The sequence below is a fragment of the Pseudomonas sp. E45-MNA-CIBAN-0222 genome, from assembly GCF_040310405.1.
Taxonomy (GTDB): domain Bacteria; phylum Pseudomonadota; class Gammaproteobacteria; order Pseudomonadales; family Pseudomonadaceae; genus Stutzerimonas; species Stutzerimonas stutzeri_AC.
Map to the genome: position 1 here is coordinate 38081 of NZ_JBEOPU010000017.1, position 20187 is coordinate 58267.

Here is a 20187-nt window from a genome sequence, read left to right on the forward strand (position 1 = left end):
CATCCATGCGTTTAGGGGCGGGCGAGGGTAACAGGCTGGCCGTCGACCGAATCTGAGCCAGGTCTCAGATGGTCCGCCTTGCTTGGGCAAATTGGGGGGCGCTGCCGCCGCACAGCTCCCTGTCGGCATGCTCTGCCGTGTAGAGGGGGCTAAGTGCGCGCTGAGGCTCGCACCGCGAAGGGCTATCGCGAGGCAATGCACCAGGGCTTCTTTGACTGGACCGTCGATGCAGAGCGCTCACGGTTTGCGCGGATATTCAAAGGGATGGTGTTTGCCGACACCCGTTAGGCCACCATTGGGTTTCAGTGGTTGCCGTCTTTTAGTCCGCTCAGTACGCGGCTTCGAGTTGGTGCCGGCGCAGAATCGCCGGCACCGTGCCATCGGCAATTGCCGCGTCCAGCGCCTGCTCGAACGCTTCGAACTGCGCCGTGCTCACTGTCCTGCGCGAAAGGCCAATGCCATAGCTGATCGGGCCCATCTCGCCGGCCTCGCGCACTCCGGAGAGGCGCTCTTCCTCGATCAGGTGCCAGGCGACATCCTGATTGAGCACCGCCAGGCCGTCCACGCCGAAGCGTCCGGACTGCAGCATGCGCAAGAGCCGGCGATTGTCGGTAGTCAGGTGCAGGCGTACGTCAGGTACCGACTTGAGGCGTTCGGACAGTACGTAAGAGGTTCCGGAAGGGCCGTAAACGCCAACCAGACGGCCAGCCATATCGGTGGGCTGATTGAAGACGAAGCTGCTGTCGGCCTGGGCGAACACGCTGTAGCGGGAAGTGACCAGCATCCGGCTGATGTGGAATATCTGCTCGCGCTGCGGTGAGCGTGCCAAGGTGAAGATGCCATCCACCTGGCCCTGCTCGGCGAGGCGGAATGCTCGCTGCCAGGGATACAGGGTGATCGTGCATTGGTACTGCAAACGCGCGCAGATCGCGCTCACCACTTCCACAAACGGGCCCGCCGCGCCAACGCCCGCTGTGTTGCTGACTGAGGCGTCAGCAGGATAGGTGAAAGGAGGGAAGTCTTCGGTTACGAAGCGCCACTGCACGCTGCTGGCCGTGGCAGCGGTCGACAACAGCCATAACAGCAGAATCGAGAGATTCCTGTGCATCGTTCGGCTCCTTGCTATGCGCGGCATTCCTTGGCAGCTCGACGCAGTTGAGCAACACCCTGCTCGGGCCCGCTCTGTTAGCACCAGCCTAGCGCAGAATGAAGTCGGAGCGATGAAGTGAATGAGGCATACGCTTCGCTGGCCCGCATGCTTGGATGGCGGCTATCTCGTGCGGCGAGCGACTGAACCAGGCTTTTTGCCAAATTGCAGGCAATAAAAAACCCCAAGGAGGTTAAATTCGCTTGGGGTTTCTCGGTATTAGTGGTGCAGGGACGGAATCGAACTGTTCGCTACAGGTATCCGAATCTCTGGCTGTGTAAGGTTTTGCGTTGCTGCAATGCCCCCAAAAATACCCCCAAAAAGAAAAGCGCTCCGCTTCTGGCTACTATCTTCCTGACCAATGCCAAGCAAAACCGGCAACAGTAATGGCACAATGAAGCAACAGGCGAGCATTCGGATGTTAGGGTTCTGTTCGGCATCGCCGAATTAACGCCTACGCACTGCTTAGTGGGTGATCACCCAAGCAGTTAGTGAAAGCTGGCAACCATAGGCCTCATAGTCCTAGCCTCAAGGAAGGCAAGCACATCACTCTTCGTGTACAGCCTGGCACCGATTCCGACGATCTACTTGCGTAGCTGCTTCTGGATGGGATCACGATCCGCGTTGGGCAGAGGGGTGGCGGGCAGGTAAAGGTAGGCGAGGCGCCGCGGGATCTACAAATTCTCGCGGGCGAGCTGGAAGAGCGATGCGTGCTACCGGCGCTGCGCCGGGTTGCCGTTTGGCGAGAACGGGCCCGCAAATGCAAATTCAAAGACGGCATCTCGTCGTTATTTAACCGTTAGTTCTTTACCCATTTGGTAAAGAGCTATAGTCTTAGGGGGCGTGGTTTGGAGCTTGATTTCAAGGACCGTAAGCTTCGCGAAATGTGCGAAAAGCCACGTGTTGCTGAGAGAAGGCTAGGAGCTGACTCTGCTCGAAAACTAAGAGCTCGCCTTTCGGATTTGTGGGCAGCGAGTACGGTTTTTGATCTCCCGTTCGGGAACCCTCACCCGCTAAAAGGCGACAGGAAAAATCAATACTCTGTGAGCTTGTCTGGCGGCTGCAGAATCGCATTTGAGCCAGACTACGATCCGTATCCATTGCGCGATGATAAATCGCTGGATTGGTCAAAAGTACATCGAGTCATAATTGTATTTATCGGAGATTACCATGAATGATTTGGCTGTTTCGTTTAGGCCAGATTGGGTATCCCCGCCTGGCGATACCATTCTCGACCTACTTGAAGAAAAGGATTGGACCCAGGACGAACTCGCAACGCGGCTTGGGGTATCAGCAAAGCACGTTAACCAGCTGATTAAAGGAAAGGCGAGCCTAAGCCAGGAGGTCGCTCTAAAGCTGGAGCGCGTATTGGGCGGAACCTCTGCATTTTGGATTTCACGAGAAGCTTTATATAGGGAGCAGCTAGCTCGCGCCCAAGCGAAAGAAAAGCTAGCGGAATGGACGACTTGGCTAGACTGCCTGCCCATTAAAGACCTGATGGCTTCCGGAGCTCTTGAGAAGTGCCGGGTCGTACAAAAGAATAAGCCCGGCCTGGTCGAGCAGTGTCTAAAGTTTTTCGGTGTAGCGTCACCGGATGAGTGGGAGAGCCATTACTCCGGCATGCAAGTGTCTTTCAGGCGAAGTAGAGAAGATCAAAGCGACGTCGCCGCGATCTCAAGCTGGCTGCGGATGGGCGAGATCGAAGCCGAACAGTTTTCCGGGCCAAAGTACAACAAAGAAAAGTTTGAACGTGCGCTTACTGAAATTCGGGGTCTTACAACGGCCTCTCCGGCTGACTTCGAACCCAGAATTCGGCGGCTGTTCGCTGAGGCGGGGGTGGCGTTTGTTCTGGTTCCAGCAATCCCGCGAGCTCATGTGAGCGGTGTCGCTAGATGGCTCAACGCGCATCGTCCGTTGATCCAAATGTCGCTCTACGGCAAGACCAACGATAAGTTCTGGTTCACCCTCTTTCATGAGTCGGCACATATTCTCCTCCATGCGGACGAGAAGAAATCAGTGTACTTGGACGATCCAAGCAAGCAGGGCAGCAGGGATCCAAAGGAAATAGAGGCGAACGATTGGGCCGGTAACTTTTTGGTGCCAGATCAGTACGCGGCCGCACTGGGTAGCCTGAAAACCAAAGATGCCGTGCGCGACTTTGCGCGCCGGATCGATATCCATCCTGGTATTGTTGTAGGCCGACTCCAGCATGACGGCCTGATTGATGTCTCGTGGATGAATGACTTAAAAGCAAGCTTTAGATTTGCTGACGCAGATCAGAGCTGACCGATTCATCCAAGGCCCCGCACTTAGTGCGGCTTTTCATCATTACCACGCCTCTCGCTGCTGCTGGGCGATCGAAGCTCTCAGCTTTGCAGTTAAATATGCAAGGTTATGGCCCATCATCAACATGCACGCTGTGCAGGCGCCGGGCGATCGCCCCGCGCCGCGTTCAGATTACAACCCTGCTGATCCAGCGAAAGGTCAATGCTGCTGGGTGCCCAGTCCTTTTTCCTGAGGAGTTGACCGACCCGAGTCCGGTTCTCGACATTTCCTGCTGGATCACCCAGCACGAAGACCCTGGCAGGGGCAGTCAATTCTTGAAGCCGCTCTATGCCGCTGTGCACGGACCGCTCGCCATCTAAGCATTAAGCCTGCTGCGCCAGTCGCTTAAGCACTTCACCTCGACCATCACTGGCTTACCGTCGACTGTTTCCGAGTACAGATCGGCCTTTTCTGCGCTGTCCATAGCCATGGTCAGTCCAGATCTCGATACGCTTGTAATACTAGGCGTAAAGGCTTATTTCAGCCTGAATCCAGTGCTCGCGACACCTGCTTAGCAGGACAACCTGACCGAGACGATCATCTATTGATTTAAATGCGCGCTGAAGTAATCCAACTCATTCTGTTGCAGTCATCACGCTCTCCGGTGAGCCCGTCATACCGCTGAGAGTGATGCCATTTTGACGGCGGCCGATGTCGATCATTGGAATCTCGAGCTGTTTGATCGATAAAGCAATCGCATACGATCTGGGCGCGGTAGCCTGCCGGTAAGTCCGCATGCGTTCTATATGCGATCCAACATTCTTTCTAGCGAGGCATCACGATGGGGGCTGCATCAATTTTCAAGGCGGCAATGTTGGCCATGGCTATTGCCGGTGCGTCCGCCGAAGGGACTGCAGCACTGACTTTGGGTATTGAGGCCTACAAAGAAGTCGTGAACGTCAGCCAATCGTTATATGAAACCCGCCCAGCATTCCGGTCGCCCGAGGAAATTGAGGAGGACCTCGCAGTAAGGCCTGCCTTCCTGATCGCCTTCGTGCTTGGGCGCGATTGCCTTTTAAATAGGCCATTTCGGGCAGATCCTTGGGCAGCTCTAAAAGCAAAGCTTGCCGGAGCACAGTGGCAACGAGTCAGCCACTGTGAGATGGACGACCAGGTGATCTCGATAATGATCTCGACTCCGCCAGCGCCTTGGGAGCTACTGCCGCTTCTTAGCGCCCTTAGGGAGCACTCGTTCATATTTGCAGTCGACGATGGGTCTGGTTTCTTCTCGCCTGCAAATACCTTTTCCGGCGCGAATAGAGGGGTTAAACGTGCAGCATAATAGGTCAGCGAGAACCGATCTGAGTCAGCGTCATTGTCGTGGCGATGAGTGCATGCCGCAGCCGTTCCGCTAGGACTCCTTTTCTCCTCTGCGGGTCATTGCACTATCGATTCACCTATGACTGGTTCCGTATATCGCTCCGGTTACCCATTGTTCGCGGTGCAGCGCATTTTTTGAAAGCTGCTCAGCATGCGGCGTTTTCATGGATACCAATGCGTGGATACCGGCATATGTCCAATCAGAGCGCTGCCCTTGAACCAGTTTTGAGTTTGCTGAACTATGCCTGTTGATGCCGGCGGGCACGGCATTGCTCCAGAAGCGAAGGTAGGAATGGTGCGCAAAAAAAACTTATCGTTTCCGTGCGTACCACGTTGCGTACCGCTCTTTGCGCACCAGCTCACGGCACCGGGGAATCGAGCGCTCCGTTACTAGGCGACAATGCGCTCGGCCGGCTTCGCTCATAAGCGAGTAGCGCGATACACGCAATTTTCGGGAGACGAGTTTTGAAAAAAGATAAAGACGGTCACGAGGCGGAACCGGTCGATCCTTCGTTGTACGACTATCACCTCACTACCATGATCACTAGGCGGAAACCCTTCTCCGAAAGGAAAAGGGAGCAAAGGACCATCTGGTCATGGCTGCGTCGCATGTTCGGCAGGTCGTAGGCTGCGAACCGGCGGGCCAGCGCCGGTTCCGCTTGGGAAGTTACCTCGCCACGTCTCCCTTGCTGATTGCCACGCTGCGTTCGACGTTCAGCGCGAGCAGCCGCCGTAGCACTTCGTCGTCACTCATATCGGTATCGTAATCACCCCAGCCGTAGGCTTCTGCGACGGCCTTGTCGAGCGCCTTGTGGGCGTTGTCGAGCCAGGCCGGGCGGGCGTTGTAGAGGTTGGTCAGGGTGCGCTTCTTCAACTCGGCGGCGTGCTCGGGCTTGGCGACGATGCGCTCCGGGTAGCCTTCGGCCACTTCCGGCACACGCTCAACCCACTCGGCTGGATTCAGCCAGTTGTCGCGCAGGGTGACCAAGCGTTGGGCGGCGCTGGCGATCTTCACCGCTGCCGGCAAATGTTCGGCAGTGACCGGCGGAAACAGCAGGTCACCCTCAGCTACTGGCTGACCCTTGGTGTCAGTTAGCGTCAGCCCCTCCGGGAAGGGGAAGGTCTCGAAGGTGCTGCTGGGGGTATAGCGAGGGCGATCTTCCAAAGCTGTGCCAAGGCGCAGCGACCATAGCTCGTGGAAGCGCGAATGCAGGATGCCGAAGGTGGTGTCGTCGGCACGGGCACTGATGACCAACTGCCCGTCGCAGATGACTGGCGGTTTGATCCATACGAACAACCGATGCTTGGCGACGCGCGGTGTTGCAATAAAGCGCGGCAGCCCAGCCACAGCTGAGCGTAAATCGGGCGCGGGCCGAGCATGCAGCCACCACTTCCTGCGCTCATTCGCATTGCTGACCTGATCCCGTGCCGGTTTGACTGCTGCGAGTACATGGGCGAAAGGTAGCTCAAAGAGCGATGCATCGTCCTCCGGCATGTCCAGACCGAAGTCGACAATCCAGGTATCGGAAGGCCGGCGAGTAATGTCCAGGCCATTTACCCAGGGGAACAGCACATGCGAATTCGATTTACCATTCGGGTTCGGCAGAGGCAGCCAAGAGCGAGCCAGATCCCCAGCGACATCGAACTGGCGTTTTTTCATGGGTATCCGGATTTTAGTGTGGGAAGACCGCACTAGCCCTTCTTGTCTGACAGCTCTCGTTCGGTAGGTTTCTGGTATCGCAAGGCTTACGCGCTTTTAGCCTTCAGTGTGGGCTTTGTCTGGCGCATGTCGGTGCAAGGAAACAATCAGTGGCAGGTCACCTTGCCCCCGGCTCGAACTGGGGTTTGAGGCGCAGTGGAACGGAAAACCGGGTTAAGCCACGCGCCTAGCTCCCGTGTAGAGAATCGATCAGCGGGCACGACACAGTGCCTCGCTGCGCATGGCACTCGTTGACCAACCGTGACAGCACCGCTTCGATTCGCGTCAGGTCCGCCATCTTGGTGCGCACGTCGGTGAGCTGGAGCGCAGCCAGCTCGGCGGCTTCGCTGCAGTGAGTGCCGTCCTCAAGCTGTAGGAGTTGGCCGACTTCGTCCAGGTTGAACCCCAGCCGCTGGGCGGATTTCACGAAACGCACCCGCGCCACGTCCGCCGATCCGTAGCGGCGAATACTGCCGACGGGCCGACCTGGTTCTGGCAATAACCCCTTGCGCTGATAGAACCGGATGGTCTCCACGTTGACCCCAGCGGCCTTGGCGAAAGCCCCGATGGTCAGTGTTTGCGGATCGTTCACCATCGCGCTTGACTCCGTACTTGACTACGGAAGTAACCTTAGCGCATCACGCAACGTCTCGGAAGGAGATCCCTCACATGGCAGACCCCAGCAACGGCCGCGGTGCACTGGCCGCCGGTGGCCTCGCCGCCATCCTCGCCTCGACCTGCTGCCTCGGTCCGCTGGTGCTGATCACGCTGGGTTTCTCCGGCGCCTGGATCGGCAACTTGACCGCGCTGGAACCGTACCGGCCGATCTTCATTGGCGTGGCGCTCGTGGCGCTGTTCTTCGCGTGGCGTCGCATCTTCCGGCCGGCTCGCGCCTGCGCGCCGGACGACGCATGCGCCGTGCCCCAGGTGCGGACGGCCTACAAGGTGATCTTCTGGATCGTCACCGCCCTGGTGCTGATCGCGCTCGTGTTCCCCTACCTCATGCCCCTGTTCTACTGAAAGGAGATTGCCATGAAGAAACTCGTCGCATTGCTCGCTCTGACCGTTGCCCTCAGCGCTCCCGCCTGGGCCGCCACCAAAACCGTCACGCTGTCGGTGCCGAGCATGACCTGCGCCACCTGTCCGATCACGGTCAAGAAGGCGCTGACCAAGGTCGAAGGCGTCATCGAGGCCAAGGTGACCTGGGAGCCCAAGGAGGCGGTGGTAACCTACGACGATGCCAAGACCACTCCGGCCGCGTTGACCAAAGCCACCGAGAACGCCGGCTACCCGTCTACCGTCAAGAAGTGAGCACACGCTCATGACCGAGGCGATCACGCTGCACATCGATGGCATGACCTGCGGGTCGTGCGCCGAGCACGTCAAGCAGACCTTGGAAAAGGTGCCCGGCGTGCGTTCGGCCTCAGTGTCCTACCCACAGCGCCGGGCCGAGATTGAGGCCAGCGTAGGTACCGCCGCGGACGTGACCTCGCTGGTCGCGGCGGTATCCGCACTCGGTTACCGAGCGCAGCTTGCCGATGCGCCGGGGCAACCCAGCGACCTGCTGAACAATGCACAAGAGCGGCTGGGCGGCGAACCAAAGCGCGAGGACGATGAGGCTGCACTGCACGTGGCCGTGATCGGCAGCGGCGGCGCGGCGATGGCGGCGGCGTTGAAGGCCGTCGAGCAAGGGGCGCGTGTGACGCTGATCGAGCGCAGCACTCTCGGCGGCACCTGCGTCAACGTCGGATGTGTGCCGTCCAAGATCATGATCCGCGCTGCCCACATTGCGCATCTGCGTCGCGAGAGTCCGTTCGATGACGGCATTGCCGCCGCCTCGCCGAAGATTCTGCGTAAGCGCTTGCTGGCTCAGCAGCAGGGGCGCGTCGATGAACTGCGCCACGCCAAGTACGAAGGCATCCTGACGAGCACCCCGACCATCACCGTGCTGCGCGGCGATGCCCGATTCAAGGATGCGCACACGCTGACCGTGGCAACCGCTGACGACGGGATGCGCGAGGTGAGTTTCGACCGCTGCCTCATCGCCACCGGGGCCAGTCCGGCGATTCCACCGATCCCGGGCTTGAAAGACACGCCCTTCTGGACGTCGACCGAAGCGCTGGCCAGCGACACGATCCCCGATCGGCTGGCCGTGATCGGCTCGTCGGTGGTGGCCGTCGAACTCGCGCAGGCCTTTGCCCGGCTGGGCAGCAAGGTGACCATGCTGGCGCGCAGCACACTGTTCTTTCGCGAAGACCCCGCCATTGGCGAGGCCATCACGGCCGTGTTCCGCGCCGAAGGCATCGAAGTGCTGGACCACACCCAGGCCAGCCAGGTCGCCTATGAGGATGGGGAATTCGTGCTCACCACCGAACGCGGCGAACTGCATGCCGACCGGCTGTTGTTCGCCACCGGCCGCACCCCAAACACCCGCACGCTCAACCTCGACGCGGCCGGTGTGGTGGTCAATGCGCAAGGCGCCATCACCATCGACCACGCGATGCGCACTACCGTGCCGCACATCTATGCCGCCGGCGACTGCACTGACCAGCCGCAGTTCGTCTACGTCGCGGCGGCGGCCGGCACCCGCGCTGCAATCAACATGACGGGTGGCAACGCGACGCTGGATCTGACGGCGATGCCGGCGGTGGTGTTCACCGACCCGCAGGTCGCCACCGTGGGCTACAGCGAAGCCGAAGCGCACCACGACGGTATCGAGACCGACAGCCGCACGCTGACGCTCGACAACGTGCCCCGGGCGCTGGTCAACTTCGACACGCGCGGTTTCATCAAGCTGGTTTCGGAGGCCGGTTCGGGACGACTGATCGGCGTGCAAGCGGTAGCCCCGGAAGCAGGCGAGCTGATCCAAACCGCAGTACTGGCGATTCGCAACCGCATGACGGTGCGAGAGTTGGCCGACCAGTTATTCCCCTACCTGACGATGGTCGAGGGGCTGAAACTCGCGGCACAAACCTTCACCAAGGACGTAAAGCAACTGTCCTGTTGCGCGGGGTAGTGGCTGGGCCTCTTACCTATGCTTCATCGGCTGAATCACAAATTCAGGCTGAAGCGCCGCCTCTTGCACAATGGGCTGAGGACTATTCGAAATACCCCTCTTCGAGTAGCCGCGCCAGCGTCGGGAGATAGGGGCCGTACTCGACCACGCGCGTGATCTTCTTCTTGCGCGTTGCCGCCGTGGTCATCCGCTGGAACACGAAGTCCGTGGTCATTGGGTCGTCGTCATCGACCAACACGGTTTCGATAACCGAGCCATCCTTGCGCGCCTTCTTGTCGTAGAGCATGCGCGCCCGAAGCACCTCGAAGCTGTAACCCCTGCCCATGCGGTTCATGTCTTTGGCCACTCGGTTGACTGACTCAGTATAGGCATTGGTAATCGGCTGCTCGAAGTAGGCGAAGATTTCGTCGTGCCAGTTGTGCACGGCGGTGGTCAGGTCCTTGAACGTGGCCGCCAATTCGGTCGGAATATTGGCCTGCCACTTCGCGCAGGCGGCTTCTGCTGCTGGGCGGGTCTTCTGATCCCAGATCGACAGAAATCCTTCCTTGAGCGCGTGGGCTTCGCTTAGGAGCGGGAACTGTTGGAACCATTCCCGCATCCGGTCCATATCTCTCCCTGTCAGGTCGTGCTGCCGCTTGAGCAGCAGGAACCGCTCGTCCTTGAGTTTGAGGCGCTGCCGGGTGGACAAATCCTTGCGAATGCGCTTGCGCAGCTTCTCCAGCGCGTCGTTCGCCATGCGCTGGATATGGAATCGATCGACCACGATCCGGGCCTGTGGCAGCGTGGCGCGCACCACCTGCCGATAAACGTGGTACATGTCCATCGCCACCCACTCGACCGAGTCCTTGTCCCGCAGGTCGCGGAAATAGGGCATCAACTCGGCTTTGGCCCGGCTGGGGCGGATATCGAACACGGTCTTGCGCTCGACGTTGGTGATCATGGCCCGGTACTGGCCGATGATCTTGAGCTCGTCGATACCCAGCACCCGCGGCGTCCGGAACTGGGTCTTGGCCTCGACCTCCTCGATGAAATCGTCGAAGACGTGGCGGACCGTCTTTTCGTCCACGGCTACTTCCCGGGCAAGGGCCGCAAAGGTCTTGGAGAAGGACTGGTCGCGGATATAACGCACCAGACGCGCCGTGGCTTGGCGTTTTCCATCAAGGTCCGCCACAGGCTCAAACAAGGTCTTGGTGCAGCTTGTACAGCGATAGCGACGGCGCTGGATGAAGATCACGACGGGTTTGCCGTGCGTCGGTGTGTCCTGAAACGACTGTTCCTGTGAGCCGTGACCATGCAGGCGTCCGGTCTTGCACAGCGGGCAGGTCACCCACTGATTGACGCCTTCGGCCTTGACGACGTAACTGTCCTCGCTGGTCAGGATTTCAAGCGTCTTCAGGCTTCGCAGCTGGAGAAAGTCCGTCACTCAGCACCTTGGGCGAACCCACACTGAAATCCGACTTTTACTCTAGCACATCCGCTCAGCCGTCCAACACCAAAATCCATTCTTTGAAAGTGATAGCTACAAAGACCCAAGGAGCCAGAACCCACACCAGATTCCGGATACCCTTTTTCATCCCGCCGATGAAAGCGCAGCCGGCGTTCAGCAATAGCCTCGCTGCCTTGGTGAGGTCGAGGCTGTTTTCTGTGGTTGCGGTGGCCGTGAGATCCGGGTTGATTCGCCCGACCTGATGTCCATTCAGCCACGCCCCGCCTTCCGGCACGGTAGCAGCGAAGGCCACGAGCGAAACGCGCACCGCCGCACCGTCGTTGATCCAATCCTCGTCGCCCCAGGCGTTGAAGATGACCAGATGCTCGGCAATTGCATCCAGCACCTTGCGGTTGGCGCCGCCACGGATGCTGTTGGTGGAGACCAGCCCGGAGCGCTGCGCCTGGCCGCACAGGATCTGTTCGCGAGCCTTGTGGAACCAGTAGCAGACCAGATCGGCACCGCCTGGCACCTTGCCGGCGTACAGCTTGCGCAGGCGTTCGGTGTACTCGGCGCCCAGCTCTCCGCGCATCTTCTTGTCACCCAGGAAGGGCGGATTACCGACGATCACATCGGCGGTCGGCCACTCCGTTTCGCTACCATCCGCATTCATCAGAGCGTCACGGTGCTGGATGCCGTCGAGGGTGCGCAGAATGGGGTTGCGCGCGATCGACTGGCCGTTGCGCTGGCTCCACTGGATATCGCCGATCCATACGGTGACGCGTGCCAGTTCAGCGGCGTACTCGTTGATTTCCAAACCAAGAATGTTGGCAGGGCCAGTCTCGATGCCGATCTGCCGGCCGAATCCGAGCAGTTCGGCATCTACCTGGGCGGCATGCTCAAGATCTTTGAGCGCATGCATGGACAGATAAAGGAAATTGCCGGAGCCGCAGGCGGGATCAAGCACGCGGAAGCTCTTCAGACGCTCCAAGTAGCCTTGGAATGCCGTCATGGCGGCCTTGTGAGGGGCGGAGCGCGGCCCCTTGCCCTGAGCCTTGATAAGTAGCGACTTGGCTGCTTCCCACTCGGCGGCCAGCGGTTCAACGATAAGTGGGCGAATCAGCTTGGCGATGGTTTCGACGTCGGTGTAATGCGCACCAAGCGGGGCGCGGGCGCTTGGGTCGAGGCCGCGTTCGAATAGTGTGCCGAATATGGTTGGGTCGATGGCCCGCCAATCTAGCTTCTGCGCTGCATCGCGCAGGGCTGCAAGGTCGTCGGCCACCAGCGGGGGCACGTCGATAATCGTGAACAGCCCGCCGTTGAACCAGGCGATGTCGTCATTGCCGTAGGCGCCGCCGTTCCGCATGGCAGTGAAGAGGTTAGCGATGCGCTTGGTGGCCCGTTCGGCGTCATCCCGGGCGCTTTTCAGGATGGCGGTGAAGATTTGCGGATCGTCGCTGATGCCCTCATGCAGCAGCCCTTCGTCCTCGGCGTACATGCAGAAAATGCATTGAATCAAGAAGTGGGCGACCTGCTGGCTATCCAGGCCACGCCCACGCATGGCCATGGCGACTTTGGCGAACTCGCCGGCGGCCTCAGCGGTGATGGCAGCGTTGGACTTGAGCGGGCGCAGCTTGTGGATGTCCTCGGGCGAGAACAGCCAGCGCAGGGCTTGCAGATTTTCTAGCTGACCGATGTCATCCAGCTGGATGATGCGCGGCGTGCTTGGGTAGCCGGTGAAGCAGGGGTGGATCTCGATGCGCTCGCGGTTGCAGACGACCAGCACGGGCGGGTTGTCGAGGGCGCCGGCATAGTTCTTCAGCTGCATGAGCGCCGGGCCTAGATCCTTGTCCGGTCCCTTGTTCTCCCAAGCAAAGCAGCCGCGCTTCCACACGTCGGCAAAGCCCGCACCGCCAAGCGTTTTCTGGAGTCCCTGCTCATAGCAGTAGTCACCTTGCTGACGCGGTGGATCAACGCTGAGCAACCGGCAAAGGTCTTCAAAATGGGGCTGCGCGCCACCCTTTTCTGATAGGGAGTTGTTTTTCCAGGTGGCGATAAACTTCTGGGTATCCGGATTTTTTGGTTGATTGGCTCATATCATGATGACGGAACCAACCATCAGCTCAGCGGATTACCTGGTTGATGACGACTCTTCTTCACGGCCCCTGCAAGTTTGCAGCAACGCCCAGGTTCGCATGCCGAGATACGCAGTGAGGCTTCGCGATCAACACACCATGCATTCACAATGTCACTGCAAGGTCCGGCATGTCTCTGCTCAGTCCTTACGGCCTGAGCTAGCCCTATACAGCTGTTGTTTGCTCTCCTCGCTGATCCCCGTCAGGATGCCGCAGGCATTGATCTCCCGACCCTCGTTGCAACTCGCCCTCAGTGAAACGAGTTGTTGCTCAAGCGCTTGCAGAGCAGTTATCTGCGACCGCACATGAGAGATGTGGTCATCGAGCATGGCGTTGACGGCGGTACAAGGCTGGCGAGGGTCGTCCTGATAGCTCTGTAGCTCGCGAATCTCTGTCAGTGACAGGTCCAGAATTCGGCAGCGGCGGATAAAGGCAAGCCACTCGCCATGCTTCTCGGTATAGACACGGTAACCATTCTCCTGCCGTTCTGGCGGCGGCAACAGGCCCTGCTGCTCATAGAAGCGGATCGTCTGCGTGTCGATACCCGCTATCTGGGCTAACTGACCAATGCGCATCAGGCTTACTCCTCAACGGATCATCTGTCCCATTGACCTTATAGTAGCTATATAGTTTTTAATACTAGCAATCTATGTTGGTTAACTGGAGCCGTATCGTGAGTAAAGCCTGTGGTGGCCCATGTAGCTGCGATGCAACGCCTGCAGCGGATACCGATATGCCGGTCTCCTCCGAAGCGTCAGGGGAATGGGTCAGCGTGTATGCTGTGCCGAAGATGGATTGTCCCTCAGAAGAACGGATGATCCGCTTGGCGCTGAACGGCTTTGATGAGATTCGAACGCTGTCCTTCGACTTGTCGAACCGCCGATTGGAGGTCGTGCATGACGGCGAGGCTGAGCCCATTACCGCGAAACTGGCGACCTTGGGGCTAGGCGCCTCTCTTCAGGAAACCGTCATTGCCGACCCAGAGACGATCAAGGCCGCTGAGAGCTCGGCAGTCTCTGCTACGCAGGAGTCAGGCACTCTGCGCGTGTTGCTCGGTATCAATGCGATCATGTTCGTGGTGGAAATGACTGCTGGCCTGATCGCCCAGTCTACCGGCCTGATCGCTGATTCCCTGGATATGTTTGCCGATGCAGCCGTCTATGGCCTGGCTCTCTATGCCGTAGGGCGCAGTGCGAAAATGCAGGTACGTGCCGCGCATCTGGCAGGGGTACTGCAACTGATTTTGGCTATCGGCGTACTCGTCGAGGTGGTGCGACGCTTTGTTTTCGGTAGTGAGCCTGAATCGCTGATGATGATGGCGATCGCCTTCGTCGCGTTGATCGCCAATACCGGTTGCCTGCTGTTGATATCCAAGCACCGCGAAGGCGGCGCGCATATGAAGGCAAGCTGGATATTCTCGGCCAATGATGTGGTGATCAACATGGGCGTCATCGCCGCCGGTGCCTTGGTCGCCTGGACGGGGTCCAGCTACCCTGACCTGATTATCGGTACCATCGTGGGCCTGATCGTCCTCAACGGCGCTCGGCGCATCCTGGCGCTCAAGGGGTGAGGCTGCACGGTACGCAGCTATCGATGCCTGGGACACTTGATCGAAGTGGCTGTACAAGCGCGCTAGGCCTGAACGACAGCATATAGCGCGAAGGCTCGGAGCCAGCAAGGTAGCGTATCTAGGAATCAACCAAGGAAGGAAGATGATGGATAGTATCTGGCTGGTACTCGGCCTGGCGCTGTTGCCCGCCTTAGGCAATTTTAGTGGTGGGCTCGCTGCGGAGGCCTCCCGAACTACCGGGCGCCGTCTCAATTACGCCCTTCACGGCGCTGCCGGCCTCGTCATTGCGGTGGTGGCGGTTGAAATCATGCCGCGCGTGCTAGAGAACCTCTCAGCCTGGGTAATCGCCCTCGCTTTCGCGCTGGGCGGCATTGCTTACGTAGGTATCGAGAAGCTCGTTGAGAGTCTCCAGAAGCGACAAGGCCAGCAGGGAGAAGGCGGTCAGACGAGTGTCTGGATGATCTATATCGCCGTATCCATCGACCTGTTCAGCGATGGCCTCCTGATCGGGGCGGGGTCGGCGGTCTCACCGTCGGTCGCGATAATCCTGGCGGCGGGTCAGGTTCTCGCCGATGTTCCTGAGGGCTTTGCGACGATCGCCACCATGAAAGATAAAGGAATCCCTCGTAGCAAGCGGATACTGCTCTCTGCTTCCTTCGCGATTCCTGTGCTCTCGGCAGCCGTCTTTGCTTACTTCGTACTCAGGAACCAGCCGGAGGCATTTAAGCTAGCGGCACTGACGTTCACGGCAGGCCTTCTCACGGTCGCTGCCATCGAAGATATGGTCTCCGAGGCTCACGAGAGCGGTGACGATACGCACATCTCACCGCTGGCTTTCATAGGCGGCTTCGTCCTGTTCGTTCTGGTATCAGCGGGCTTGGAAGGGGTGGTATCGCAAAGCTAACGTACTGCTCCCCAACACAGCCACTGTCGTGCTGGCCGAATACGAAGCAGCTCCCAGCTTACGGCGCACCTAGTCGAGTCCAGAAACATTCACTTTGCCACCCTGGCCAGCCGGCCGAATGAATTGACGCAGCTTGATTAAGCGGAGCAAGAAAGCATGAGCCACAGGGTTGATCCTGGATTCGGAGGCGAGAGAGCATTGGGTGATAAGTGCGCGCTACCCTCTAGCCTATACACGGGCGTGCGCTATAAGCCGCTTCTGACAGGGGGGATGGCTCTACTTGCTGGAGGCGCCATGCCGCTTGCCTTTGCCCCTGTGGGCTGGGCATGGCTTGCGGTGATCGCTCTGGCAACATTTTTTGTCCTGACCGCGCAGTCTTCAAGGCGTCAGGCGCTGTGGTCGGCCTACCTCTTTGGCCTTGGCTACTTCGGCGTGGGTGTCTCCTGGGTCTTTATCAGCATTAGCCAGTACGGCAATGGCCCCGTGGTGGCGGTGTTAGTCACGGCGGCCTTTGCCTCGCTGCTCGCCCTCTTTCCATGGGGCGTCGCGTACCTCGTGCGCTGCCTGCGCCCTGAGATGGATGCAATGGCACTCTGGCTAGGGCTACCTGCGGCATGGGTGCTGAGTGAATGGATGCGCACCTGGTTCTTGACCGGCTTTCCCTGGCTCTTCATTGGCTACAGCCAGACCGACACCACACTTGCCACTATCGCTCCCGTCTTTGGCGTGCTTGGCGTGAGTTTACTGGTGGCACTTCTCGCTGGCGGGCTTGCCTGGGTTGTCCAGGGGCCAAGCCTGCGCCGTGCTGCGGTAGTCGGTGCCGTGTTAGTCGCTACCCTCGCCGGCTTGCAACTGCTGGATCGTGAATGGACGCAGCCAGCCGCTGACCCGATCGATGTCGTCCTCTTGCAAGGAAACATCGCGCAAGACAAGAAATGGGACCCGAGATACCGGGACATCACACTTGAGCGCTATCAGGCGCTTACCGCGCAGCATCTCGGAGCCGATATCGTGATCTGGCCAGAAGCGGCAATCCCGATGTGGCATGACCAGGCCAAAGCATATCTTGCTGAGCTTGAGGCGTTAGCCGATCAGGCAGGCACATCGTTAATGATTGGCGTCCCGGTACGCGAGGCGGAGGGCCGTACCTACAACGCCGTGGTAAGCCTCTCCGATCCCTCAGGCTTCTACTACAAACGCCACCTGGTGCCCTTCGGTGAATATGTTCCGTTTCGGGATCTTTTGGGGTCGGCCCTCGACGTGCTCGGGGCGCCCATGTCCGACTTCACACCGGGACGGGAAGCGCACGTCCTGAATGCAGCAGGGGTGCCCGTAGGGGCACTCATCTGCTACGAGGCGGTCTTTGGTGCCGAAGTCACTGAGCTTCTGCCCGAAGCGCAGTTACTGGTGAATGTCAGCAACGATGCCTGGTTCGGCAGCTCGCTCGGCCCCCTCCAGCATTTCCAGATGGCACGCATGCGTGCCATCGAAACCGGACGTGACCTTCTTCGAGCCACGAACACCGGTATCACAGCAGCCATCAATCATGAGGGCAAAGTGCTCAAGCGTGCTCCGCAGTTCGAAGTGGCCACCCTCAGCGCCGAAGTGACACCGCGAACTGGCGCGCCCCCTTATGTGCGCTGGCGGGATTGGCCTGTCCTTGGCCTGACCGCACTCGGACTCGGCCTGCTCCTGCTCCGTCGAATTCGTCGGCATCATCGGTTGGGTACATGACGCTTGTTATTTAGCAGCGAGCAAATTCTAGATTGGGTCAGGAGGAAGGGGATATGTCTACTTATGGCAGTCGGCTCGCAGAGAAAGCCCACGAGCCGGGAAAGGCGATGCGCTGGCTGTGGCTCTCGCTCCTGTTACTGTTTGTCGATCAGGCGAGCAAGTACCTTGCCAGCACCATGCTAGCGCATGGTGAAAGCGTGCCTGCCGCACCCTTCTTCAATTGGGTCCACCGCCACAATACGGGGGCGGCCTTCAGCTTTCTCGCGGATGTCGGCGGTTGGCAGCAGCCGCTTTTCATCGGACTGGCCCTGGTTATCTCGATATTACTGGTGTACTGGCTTTGGCGTTCACCACGCGTACTGAGTTATCGGCTCGCCCTCAGTGCGATCCTCGGCGGCGCGTTGGGCAATGTCGCAGATCGCTTGCGGTTAGGCTACGTAGAGGATTTTCTCGATTTTCACTATGCCCAGTGGCACTGGCCATCGTTCAACCTAGCGGACGTATGGATCTTCCTCGGTGTCGCCCTCTTTATTTGGGCGGAAATACGACATCAACCAGGCAGCCGCCGCCGCTGAATCGCCTAGCGTCTTCGCTATCGCATGCTTGACTTCCGGAATAGGCGCGTCCTGGGCCTTGATAAGGCGGCACGCCTTCATGAGCCAGCTGTACGTTCCTGATGCACGACTGCTGCCAAGGGCTCTGCTGCATCCTAACCAATCTGGAAGAGCGCACCCTGCTGGACCTGCTACCCGGTCGTCAGCAAGAGAGGGTGACAAGACGCCTCATGAGCATGGCCAACCGCCACCAGGTCGAGATCGTCAGCATGGACATGTGGAAGCCCTACCGCCGCGCCTTCCAGACGGTGCTGCCACAGGCCCGTATCGTGGTCGATAAGTTCCACGTCGTGCGCATGGCCAACGAGGCCTTAGAGAAGATCCGCAAAGGCCTAAGGAAGGAGTTGAAGCCCAATCAGCGCCGGACCCTCAAAGGTGACCGGAAAATCCTGCTGAAGCGCGCTCACGACGTTTCAGACCGCGAACGGCTCATCATGGAGACCTGGACAGGAGCATTCCCCCCAGCTCTTGGCGGCTTACGAGCACAAGGAGCGCTTCTACCATATCTGGGACTGTACCAATCGGCGTGGTGCCGAACAGGCTCTCGCCACCTGGATTGACAACATCCCTCAGGGGCAGAAGGAGGTTTGGAAGGATCTCGTCAGCGCCGTCAGTGGCTGGCGTGAAGAGATGCTGACCTACTTTGAGACCGACATCCCGATCACCAACGCTTTCACGTAGTCGATAAACCGCCTAGCCAAGGACAAAAACCGTGATGGCCGGGGCTATTCGTTCGAGGTAATGCGAGCCCGGATGCTCTATACCACCAAGCACAAGAAGAAGGCGCCACAAGTCAAGGAATCCCCGTTTCTGGGCAGAGCCACCATGACCTACAACATGGGACTCCCCGAGCCTGAGAAGAACTTCGGTGTCGATCTATCAACCTTCTGGAAGGACTAAGGGTTGGATGGGGCTGGAAGGCCCATCAACCACTTAATCCGGATACCCAAATTTCTCAGGAGTCACAGGCGGTTCCAGGCGGAGCTGCCGGTCAAACGGGGCCAGGCGATTGCGACACTTCCCTATGACCTGGCAGTACATCCTGGTCGCAATGCTTGGTGATTATCTTCGCTCAGGATTTGGGTACGTTGAGTGCTCCGGCTGGCTCCAGCGCTGGCTTTCAGCTTGGCCTGTTTTTCATTCTTCATTCAGCAGGCTCCCGCGGCTCTCGGCAATACGGGCGTCCATCCAATCGATAATCTCAGCCTCGTTCCAGACCACAGACTTAGGGCCGAGGGTGATCTGCTTGGGGAAGGTGCCGGCGGCGATGCGGCGGTAGATCTCAGTACAGGACAGGCCGGCCATGCGCTGTACGGCCTGGCGCTTTATGAAGCGTGGAGGGAGTTGAGAGGTGTTGGTCGTTGCAGCCATCGCTAATGCCTCCTTGGGCGTTGTTGGGTGCGATTGGCTACGGATTGGATATCACTTGATTGGGCTAATCACCGCAACTGCGGCATGGAAAACCGCAATTGCGGTACATCTGATGTGTTATTCGAGCCTCGCCCTCGCCTTTGCGACAGCCTTGTTCGCTCTGGCAAAGATTTCTTCGAGGTTACGGTCCGACAGTCCGCGTAAGGGGAATTTATCCAGTATGTCTCCTTTGATGGCTTCCTGATTCATGCCATGCGGTCTTGGAAATTCTACAGGCGCTGTAAGCAATTCCATTAATGCTGCAATCGCTAACAGATACGATGGTTTAGGCTCCTCTTCTGTTGATTCAACGGCGCCGGTAATCTTGGCGGCCAACCGTTGGATGTCGATGGGTCGGAATAACAATTCCTGTTTCAGCGCGCCCTTGCCGTGTGCGCTCTCCATCCACCAGGGGCATGTAGCCGAATCTCCTGAGTGAGTCCAACACTCTCCAAGAACTAGCAGCGTATCGGTTTTATCAATCGATTCGATATTCAGCAGTTGGGAATGTCCAAAACCATCTACATTCACCTCGGTATTTGCATCAGAGTCAGGGTCAAAAGCCGTCGCAACAGTCGTTCCTTTTCGGCCATTACAATCTATATATGCAGAACATTCATGAGCCTTACATAGCTGTAGTAACAGGGGTCCATTGCAAGGGATTTTCGTCAGGAGCCCTATGTATTCAACGGCCTGTGTGACGCTAAGCCAGGGCAGCAGCCGGTATATTCTTTCCATTAAAAAGACGCCCTCCCAAGCGATCTACTTCGGTTAGTCGGCCAGACGATGAAGTCTGCAATCCTTTTTGTTTAGGGAGACGCTGAACAATTAGCCAATTCTCACCGTCCCCCTTTTTCAACCCGGTTTTTTCAACCTACCGGCCTTAT

General features: G+C 58.6%; 17 protein-coding genes and 1 pseudogene. 10 read left to right on the forward strand and 8 right to left on the reverse strand.

Annotated features, from left to right (window positions below; all coding sequences use genetic code 11):
* Window positions 1–328 precede the first annotated feature (328 nt).
* Entirely contained in the window at window positions 329–1108 is a 780-nt protein-coding gene (locus tag AAEZ08_RS20370) for a substrate-binding periplasmic protein (RefSeq protein ID WP_003281427.1), read from the reverse strand.
* Between the two features lie 1209 nt (window positions 1109–2317).
* On the opposite strand from AAEZ08_RS20370, the gene AAEZ08_RS20375 reads away from it, so the two are divergent.
* On the forward strand, window positions 2318–3433 hold the full coding sequence (locus tag AAEZ08_RS20375) for a helix-turn-helix domain-containing protein (RefSeq protein ID WP_312722403.1): 1116 nt from the start codon (window positions 2318–2320) through the stop codon (window positions 3431–3433).
* An 820-nt stretch (window positions 3434–4253) separates the two neighbouring features.
* Complete coding sequence (locus AAEZ08_RS20380; RefSeq protein ID WP_312722402.1) at window positions 4254–4754, forward strand: hypothetical protein; 501 nt, start codon at window positions 4254–4256, stop codon at window positions 4752–4754.
* A 705-nt stretch (window positions 4755–5459) separates the two neighbouring features.
* Here AAEZ08_RS20380 and AAEZ08_RS20385 read toward each other — a convergent pair.
* Window positions 5460–6452 (reverse strand): type IIL restriction-modification enzyme MmeI, encoded by a 993-nt coding sequence (locus AAEZ08_RS20385; protein ID WP_500125031.1) that lies wholly within the window; start codon window positions 6450–6452, stop codon window positions 5460–5462.
* Window positions 6453–6678: 226 nt separating this feature from the next.
* Window positions 6679–7086, reverse strand: a complete 408-nt coding sequence (merR, locus tag AAEZ08_RS20390) for a mercury resistance transcriptional regulator MerR (RefSeq protein ID WP_012480188.1) — start codon at window positions 7084–7086, stop codon at window positions 6679–6681.
* A gap of 74 nt (window positions 7087–7160) precedes the next feature.
* Here merR and merT point away from each other — a divergent pair, with 74 nt between their 5' ends.
* Genes merT through merA form a run of 3 tightly spaced genes read left to right on the forward strand, consistent with a single transcriptional unit; the run spans window position 7161 to window position 9507 of the window.
* Window positions 7161–7511, forward strand: a complete 351-nt coding sequence (merT, locus tag AAEZ08_RS20395; RefSeq protein WP_019183730.1) for a mercuric ion transporter MerT — start codon at window positions 7161–7163, stop codon at window positions 7509–7511.
* A 12-nt stretch (window positions 7512–7523) separates the two neighbouring features.
* Window positions 7524–7802, forward strand: a complete 279-nt coding sequence (gene merP / locus AAEZ08_RS20400) for a mercury resistance system periplasmic binding protein MerP (protein WP_012480190.1) — start codon at window positions 7524–7526, stop codon at window positions 7800–7802.
* 10 nt (window positions 7803–7812) lie between these two features.
* The gene (gene merA, locus AAEZ08_RS20405) at window positions 7813–9507 is read left to right on the forward strand and encodes a mercury(II) reductase (protein WP_012480191.1); all 1695 of its coding nucleotides are present in this window, start codon (window positions 7813–7815) and stop codon (window positions 9505–9507) included.
* An 82-nt stretch (window positions 9508–9589) separates the two neighbouring features.
* On the opposite strand, the gene AAEZ08_RS20410 is transcribed toward merA, so the two are convergent.
* From AAEZ08_RS20410 to cadR, 3 genes are all read right to left on the reverse strand, one after another.
* Window positions 9590–10930 (reverse strand): ISL3-like element ISStma11 family transposase, encoded by a 1341-nt coding sequence (locus AAEZ08_RS20410; protein ID WP_019183731.1) that lies wholly within the window; start codon window positions 10928–10930, stop codon window positions 9590–9592.
* 55 nt (window positions 10931–10985) lie between these two features.
* Window positions 10986–12989, reverse strand: coding sequence for a DNA methyltransferase (locus AAEZ08_RS20415; RefSeq protein WP_500125035.1), 2004 nt, complete (start codon window positions 12987–12989; stop codon window positions 10986–10988).
* A 219-nt stretch (window positions 12990–13208) separates the two neighbouring features.
* Window positions 13209–13643 (reverse strand): Cd(II)/Pb(II)-responsive transcriptional regulator, encoded by a 435-nt coding sequence (cadR, locus tag AAEZ08_RS20420; RefSeq protein WP_008175821.1) that lies wholly within the window; start codon window positions 13641–13643, stop codon window positions 13209–13211.
* Between the two features lie 98 nt (window positions 13644–13741).
* Here cadR and AAEZ08_RS20425 point away from each other — a divergent pair, with 98 nt between their 5' ends.
* The 5 genes and pseudogenes from AAEZ08_RS20425 to AAEZ08_RS20445 form a co-directional block, all read left to right on the forward strand.
* Entirely contained in the window at window positions 13742–14638 is an 897-nt protein-coding gene (locus AAEZ08_RS20425) for a cation efflux transmembrane domain-containing protein (RefSeq protein ID WP_008928737.1), read from the forward strand.
* Between the two features lie 142 nt (window positions 14639–14780).
* Window positions 14781–15542: a ZIP family metal transporter gene (locus AAEZ08_RS20430; RefSeq protein WP_009686175.1), complete on the forward strand. Its 762-nt coding sequence runs from the start codon at window positions 14781–14783 to the stop codon at window positions 15540–15542.
* A 294-nt stretch (window positions 15543–15836) separates the two neighbouring features.
* On the forward strand, window positions 15837–17276 hold the full coding sequence (gene lnt, locus AAEZ08_RS20435) for an apolipoprotein N-acyltransferase (RefSeq protein ID WP_500125032.1): 1440 nt from the start codon (window positions 15837–15839) through the stop codon (window positions 17274–17276).
* Window positions 17277–17329: 53 nt separating this feature from the next.
* The gene (lspA, locus tag AAEZ08_RS20440; RefSeq protein WP_008930575.1) at window positions 17330–17851 is read left to right on the forward strand and encodes a signal peptidase II; all 522 of its coding nucleotides are present in this window, start codon (window positions 17330–17332) and stop codon (window positions 17849–17851) included.
* 128 nt (window positions 17852–17979) lie between these two features.
* A pseudogene (locus tag AAEZ08_RS20445) lies at window positions 17980–18790 on the forward strand (ISL3 family transposase); the annotation flags it as partial.
* Between the two features lie 237 nt (window positions 18791–19027).
* Here the strand turns inward: AAEZ08_RS20445 and AAEZ08_RS20450 are convergent.
* Both AAEZ08_RS20450 and AAEZ08_RS20455 read right to left on the reverse strand, forming a co-directional pair.
* Entirely contained in the window at window positions 19028–19261 is a 234-nt protein-coding gene (locus tag AAEZ08_RS20450; RefSeq protein WP_500125033.1) for a helix-turn-helix transcriptional regulator, read from the reverse strand.
* Window positions 19262–19378: 117 nt separating this feature from the next.
* Window positions 19379–20038, reverse strand: coding sequence for a hypothetical protein (locus AAEZ08_RS20455; protein WP_500125034.1), 660 nt, complete (start codon window positions 20036–20038; stop codon window positions 19379–19381).
* Window positions 20039–20187 lie beyond the last annotated feature (149 nt).